Raw genomic sequence first — 6,135 nt, forward strand, 5'->3', positions numbered from 1 at the left:
GTTTTCCGTGTCCCAGATGCTACTTCAACGCCGGTCGCAAGTTGAAAACAATCTCCGGTGGCCGATACATAAAAATTACACAATAGGGTGCCGGTCACGCGTCCCACTCCTCGCGTTGCTCGGCGTCCTCGCGGGCCTCCGCCAGGAGGTCGTCCTGGGCCGCCAGCAGGTCCGTCGCCGTGACGATGCCTTCCAGCGCCGTGTCTTCCGCGACGGGGAGGTGGTGGACGTCCTCGTCGAACATGCGCGCGGCGGCCACGCGAACCGGTTCTGACGGCCGGGCCGTCACGAGCGGTCGACTCGTCGCAGCGTACACCGGGATTTCGCTGAGCGGGCGGTCGTGGTCGTGGCCGACTCGCAGCACGTCCTGTTTCGTGAGCATGCCGGCAGGGTTGTCCTCCTTGGTGACGACGACGCTGCCGACGCCGGCGTCTAGCATGCGGCCGACTGCGTCCCGCACGGCCGCGTTCGCGTCCACGGTGACGACGTTCGTGGACATCACGTCGCGGACCAGCATAGTCAACGATTCCCACACACGGGGTGTAGCTCTTTCGGCGGTCACCAACGCGCCGGACGTGCCGGACCGCCGGCGCTGGCGACCAGACAGCCGCCGTCCCGTCTTATTTCTCCTGGCTGTGCCGGACGTGGACCGCAATGCCGCGGGTGGACTCCCGCATCGCCGGCCCGGCCATCTCCGCACGCCCGATCGCGAACGCTCGCGGCCCCTCCACGACGACCTCGTCGCCGACGCGGATGTCGTCGCTGGCGTCGACGATGCCCGGCGCGAGCACGCTGCCCTCCGGCACGAACGCGTCGATCTCCACGCGCTTGGTCAGCGCGTCGCTGTCCACCCAGCGGCGGGCGCCCGCGAGCGTGAACGAAAGCGACCCGTACTGCGGGACGAGCGCGGCGAGCTGCTCGCCGTCCGCGTCCAGCGCCTGCAGTTTCGGGTACCGGCCCTGGACCTCGATGTCCGCGAACAGTTCGTCGCCGGCCCCGTCGCCGATGAAGTAGTCCGCGATCGAGCGCAGCGTCGCTTCCTCGCGCTCCTGCACCCAGATCTTGTCCTCGCCGGCGAGCGCAGCGTTCAACTCCCCCAGGCTCTCGTCGGTCGTCGGGTGGTCCTCGACGGTGAACTCGAAGGGGACGTCCACGCGCTCGGCGACGCGCTCGCAGATGTCCCGGTAGCCCTCCGGCGGCACGTGCGCGACGACCCGCGGGTAGTCCGTCCGTTCGAGGTACTGCTCCAGTACCGCCGCGACGAACGCCTTCTCCGCCTCGCTCCACCGGCCCGTCACCACGCTGTCGTAGTGCTGGGCGGGATACGTCAACTCCAGTTCCTGGGGAACGACGCCGATTGGCGACGTCATCGACACCACGTGCGCGCGGTAGCTCGCGGCGTCCTGAAACTGCCGGTGGCTCTGGCTCTCGCTGTACGGCTTCTTCGCCGAACACGGCACCAGCAGGAGGGGGTGGCCGTCGAGGCGCTTCCGGTACCGCGTGGTCACGCGCTCGGCGAACCGCTGGATCTCCGGGCGGCGCAGCGTGTCCTCGGTCGCCGACAACAGCAGGGAGTCCCGGAACGCGGGCGTGCGCTCCTCGACGTACGCGTACTGCTGGTCGAACTCGCGGAACGCCGCGGCCACCCACGCCTCGTGGCGGGCCTGCCCCTCGACGTAGTCCCGGAGGCGGCCGTCCCTGATGCGGCGGCGCACGCGCGCCAGCTCCGCGGACAGCGCGTTGACGTTGTGGTCGACGCAGTCGTCGCGGTCGAACTCCGCGATTCGCTGCTGGCAGGCCGGACACGAACACGGCAGTTCGTCCAGGTCGGCGAGGTCGTACTCGCCCTCGGTCGTGAGGTAGCGGCCCTGCGTCCCGCGAATCACAGCACGGTCGGCGTCCACGAGGTCCACGCCCGCGTACACGAGCACGGCGACGTTCCGCGGCGTCGCGACGCCGGAGAGGTACAGCGCGGTGTCGTCGGGAATCGCCTCGCGGGTGTCGACGACGGCGTCTCTGAACGCCGCGCCGTGGCCCACGATGCCGGGGGCGCCCGAGAGCACGTAGACGTCGCTCCCGAAGTCCGCGGCGGTCTGCGGGGACACGACGGCCGCGCTCGGATAGTCGACGTCGGGGTAGTCGGGCGCGAACGACGCCTGGACCTCCTCGGCCGTCCCCGACGGGAACCCCCGGTACGGGAGCACCGTCACCGTCGACTCGTCGCCCTCCGGATGGTCCTGCCGCTGGAACCACTCGCTGCCCGCGTCCTCGACGACGTCGTCCGCGAGCGTCGGCGTCGTCACCGACTCGGACAGTCGGAGTTCGCCCACGCGCGCCGCGGCGTCGCGCGCGTGCACCTCGAAGTACTCAGTCATTACAGGCGTCTCGGGGCCGAGCGCTCAATTGCCTTGCCGTTTCGGGCCGCACCCCCACGGAAGACACTTGGCGGCGCCGCGTGAACCGCCGGTGATGTCCGCGCCCTCCAGACGACAGGTGCTCGCGGCTGGCGGCGGCCTCGTCGCCGGGCTCGTCGGGGGCTACGCCGGCCGTCCGTTCCTCGACACTGACGACTCGCCCGACCCAGTCCCGCTGGCGTGGGCGGCAACGGATTGGCCGTATCCCGACTACGATCCCGCGCAGACGCGGAATCCACCACCCGAGAGCGCGCCCGACAGCGACCTCGCGGCGGACTGGCGGAGCGACGCGAGCAACGACGACGAACACAGCCCGCTGGTCGTCGCGAACGGTCGCGTCTTCGCTGCGAGCTGGGACACCGTCGGCGGGACGTTGCACACGCTGGACGTCCGCGACGCAGCGACGGCGTGGCGCCACCGGTTCCCCCGGCCAGCGGGCACCGCACCCGACGTCTGCGCCCCCGGAGACGTCGTCTACTACCGCGTCGACCAGTACGAGAACGGGCCACTGGGCGCGTTCGGCGCGGCGACAGGCGACCAAGTCTGGGGGGTCGACGACCCGCCCCTCGGCGGCTGGACGGTCGGCGCCGGCCGACTCTACTACGGAAACCGCGTGAGCGGTTCCCTCCACGCCTATCACGCGCGTTCGGGCGACCGACTCTGGAAGACGACCGTCGACGACGAGCGCCTCGTCGTCCAGTCGTTCCACCCCGAATTCGGCGTCTTCGCGACGTCACTGGGGACGCTGTACGCGCTCGACCCCGAGGACGGGAGCGTTCGCTGGACGGAGGGAATCCCAGCGTACGTGAAAAGCGGGCCCGTCGTGGCCGGCGGGACCGCAGTCGTCTCGAAGTGGACCGAGGGAATGGACCTGCTCGCGTTCGACGCCGAGAGCGGCGACGACCTGTGGCAGTACCAGCTGTCGCCGACAGAAGTCCAAATCGACGACGGCATCGCCCGGCGCTGGTACGAGGTCGAGGCCGCCACGACTGACGTCGTACTGGTCCGCGAACGCCGCGCAGACGACTCGGCGGGTCGCATCCACGCCGTCGACGCCGAGTCCGGCGACCGCCTGTGGCGGATTGCGCCGCCGGACGGCTCGCGGCGGTTCTCGCCGCCAACCGTGGTCGGCGACACGGTCTACGTCTGCGTGAGCGACGACCGGACCGAACTCCTCCGCCTGCGTCTCGAGGACGGCACCGTCACCGACACGTGGTCGCTGCCCGCTGGACCCGTCGGACGCGGGCCGGTCGTTACCGACGGCCGCGTCCTCGTCCAGACCAGGGGGCCGCTGCTCGCGTTCCGGTGAACGAAACTCCTGCTCGGCGTCCGGCCGCTTATTCGCCGGCCGTCTCGTCCGCCGCGTCCCCCGCGTCGATGTCCACCGCGTCGACGCGCGGCGGCACGCGCTCGAGTGCGGACTCCGGCCAGTCGCGGTGCGCGAGCGTGAACGCGGTGTCCGGGTTGGCTTCGGCGAGCCGACGGACGCCGTCGGCGGCGGCCTCGTAGCCCGCGCGGTCCATCCGCGTCGGCGTCTCCGCGTTCAGCGGGTACGTCGTGGACAGCGCGCGCGGGTACGGCCCGAACGGCGGCGCGACGTTCCACCAGTCGTCGAAGCCGTCGTTGCCCGACCCCTCAGTGAGGAGGACGTCGCCCTCGGGGTCGAATCGTTCGAGGCGCTTGTGGTGCCGCAGCACCTCCGGGCGACGCGCGCTGTCCGCGGACGTGTAGAAAAAGGGGTCTTTCGCTGCGGGGTCCGTCGCTTCCAGTTGCTCGCTGTGGTCGAGGAGCGCGCGGTAGCCGTCCAGGGTGCGTGGGTGTGCGTGCGCGCGCGCCTCGACGAGTTCCATGAGGCTACCCTCCTTGATGGCCTGCTTCACCCGCCGCAGTTCGCCGAAGGAGACGTGGAGGTTGTGCTCGGCGAGCAGTTGCTCGCGCGCGGCGTCCCCCATGCGTTCGACCTCGTCGGGCGTGTGCTCCGCGCAGATCGGGCAGTCGCAGGGGAAGTAGTGGAGGCTGTCGAGGTGTTCGGTGCCGTGCACGGTGAGGTAGCGGTCGTCCCGCGCGTAGATGGCGTACGCCGCCGAGTCCAGGAGGTCACAGCCGAGCGCGGCGGCGAGCGCGAACATCATCGGGTGGCCGGCGCCGAAGAGGTGGACGGGCGCGTCCCGACCGAGGCCGCGCTTCGCCGCGAGCACGGCGTCGGCGACCGCGTCGTATCGGTACGTGTTCATCAGCGGCACCACCGCGCCCACGGGGAACAGGTCGAGGTCGGTGTTGTACGCGTGTCTCGCGGCGTCCTCGCGCAGGTCCTCGAAGGTCCCGCCCTGGACCGGCGCGTTCACGAGCATGTCGCCGACGTCCACGGACTCAGCGAGTTCCAGGCGGGACTGCGTCTCCGCGAGTTCGCGCGCCACCTGCTCGCGGCCGGCGTCCGGCGGCGTCGGAATGTCCACGGGCGTCCCGACGTCGCTGCCGATCTCGTGCTGGAACTCCAGAATCGCCTCGGTGTCGGTGTCGATCTCGCCGTACTCGGCGAGCTGGAAGCTCCCCGAGTCGGTCATGATGGCGCCGTCGAAGCCCAGCATCTCGTGGAGGCCCTCCTCGAGAGCGCGCTCGTGGAGGTCCGGGTCGTTGTTGATGATGTAGGAGTTCGTGATGAGCATCTCCGCGCCGAACTCCGGGAACCGCGAGGGCGCCACCGTTATCAGGTTCGGGTTGACCACGGGCATCAGCGTCGGCGTCTCCACGGTCACGCCCGCTCGCGGAATCGCCAGCTCCCCGATGCGGGCGGCGCCGTCCTGCGCGGTCACCTCGAAGACCTCTCTCATTGGCCAGCCCTAGCCAGCGGCGGCGCGTAAGGGTTTCTGTCCGGGTCTCGGCACGTGGGGCCGGATTCCAGCGGGAACCGCCCCACCCGGTTACTGACTCGTCTCCACGTAGAAGACGCGCTCGCGGGGGATGCGGCGGACGGTCCGGCCGTCCTCCGTGGTGACCAGCCAGTGGCCGGTGTCGTCGTCGAAGCCGAGATTCGAGTCGCTGGTCTGCCAGTCCGTAACGCCGCCTTGCGGGTCCTCGTAGACGATGACGCCCATAGCCGGACCGTCGCCTGGGACCGCGATAAAGACGGCGGCGACAGCCACGTCGTCGGCCGGCGACGACGCTACCGGAGTTCGTACTGGAGGACGCCCAGTGCGGTCCGGCCGTCCCGGACTTCGCCGTCCCGCACGGCCGCCAGGAGGTCGTCGTAGGGCTGAGTGGTGACGCGGATGGACTCGTTGAAGTCGAGGTCCTGTTCGGCGGTCGGCTCGCACCCGCGCGCGACGTAATAGTGGTGGACCGCGTTCGAGATGCCGTTTGCGGGCTCGAACTCGCCCACTTTCTCGACCGACGCGGCCTCGTAGCCGGTCTCCTCGGTGAGTTCGCGGTGCGCTGCCGCCGCGAAGTCCGCGTCCTCCTCCTCGACGCCACCCGCGGGGAGTGCGCGGTTCACGCGCCCGACGGCCTGACGCCACTCCTCGACCAGCACGACGTCGCCGGCCGGCGTGAACGCCAGCAGGACGACCGCCGGGTCGTCGACGAGATAGTCGAAGTCCGTCTGCGTGCCGTCCGGTAGTTCGACGTCCTCGCGGACGATGTCGAAGCCGGGGCACTCGTAGGTGACTTCGCGTCGCTTCGTCTCCCACGCCAGCGGGTCGCCGTCGTCGCCGGCGTCGATGCG

At 70.4% G+C, this 6,135-nt stretch carries 6 protein-coding genes; 1 reads left to right on the forward strand and 5 read right to left on the reverse strand.

Annotated elements, in window-relative coordinates:
- Nucleotides 1-94: 94 nt before the first annotated feature.
- A complete protein-coding gene (locus GRX66_RS04955) occupies nt 95-517 on the reverse strand; it encodes a CBS domain-containing protein (RefSeq protein WP_159525542.1) in 423 nt (140 codons plus the stop codon).
- Between the two features lie 103 nt (nt 518-620).
- On the reverse strand, nt 621-2,375 hold the full coding sequence (gene arcS, locus GRX66_RS04960; RefSeq protein WP_159525543.1) for an archaeosine synthase subunit alpha: 1,755 nt from the start codon (nt 2,373-2,375) through the stop codon (nt 621-623).
- A gap of 94 nt (nt 2,376-2,469) precedes the next feature.
- Here arcS and GRX66_RS04965 point away from each other — a divergent pair, with 94 nt between their 5' ends.
- On the forward strand, nt 2,470-3,723 hold the full coding sequence (locus GRX66_RS04965; RefSeq protein ID WP_159525544.1) for an outer membrane protein assembly factor BamB family protein: 1,254 nt from the start codon (nt 2,470-2,472) through the stop codon (nt 3,721-3,723).
- Nucleotides 3,724-3,751: 28 nt separating this feature from the next.
- Here the strand turns inward: GRX66_RS04965 and tgtA are convergent, their stop codons facing one another.
- The 3 genes from tgtA to GRX66_RS04975 all read right to left on the reverse strand — a co-directional run bounded on the left by tgtA (nt 3,752) and on the right by GRX66_RS04975 (nt 6,132).
- Nucleotides 3,752-5,245 carry a tRNA guanosine(15) transglycosylase TgtA gene (gene tgtA, locus GRX66_RS04970; protein WP_159525545.1) on the reverse strand — a complete coding sequence of 498 codons (1,494 nt, stop codon included), beginning with the start codon at nt 5,243-5,245 and terminating at the stop codon, nt 3,752-3,754.
- Between the two features lie 90 nt (nt 5,246-5,335).
- Nucleotides 5,336-5,509 carry a hypothetical protein gene (locus GRX66_RS19465; protein ID WP_201292926.1) on the reverse strand — a complete coding sequence of 58 codons (174 nt, stop codon included), beginning with the start codon at nt 5,507-5,509 and terminating at the stop codon, nt 5,336-5,338.
- Between the two features lie 68 nt (nt 5,510-5,577).
- Nucleotides 5,578-6,132 (reverse strand): NUDIX hydrolase, encoded by a 555-nt coding sequence (locus GRX66_RS04975; RefSeq protein ID WP_325063966.1) that lies wholly within the window; start codon nt 6,130-6,132, stop codon nt 5,578-5,580.
- Nucleotides 6,133-6,135 lie beyond the last annotated feature (3 nt).

The sequence above is a fragment of the Halobacterium bonnevillei genome (assembly GCF_009831555.1).
Taxonomy (GTDB): domain Archaea; phylum Halobacteriota; class Halobacteria; order Halobacteriales; family Halobacteriaceae; genus Halobacterium; species Halobacterium bonnevillei.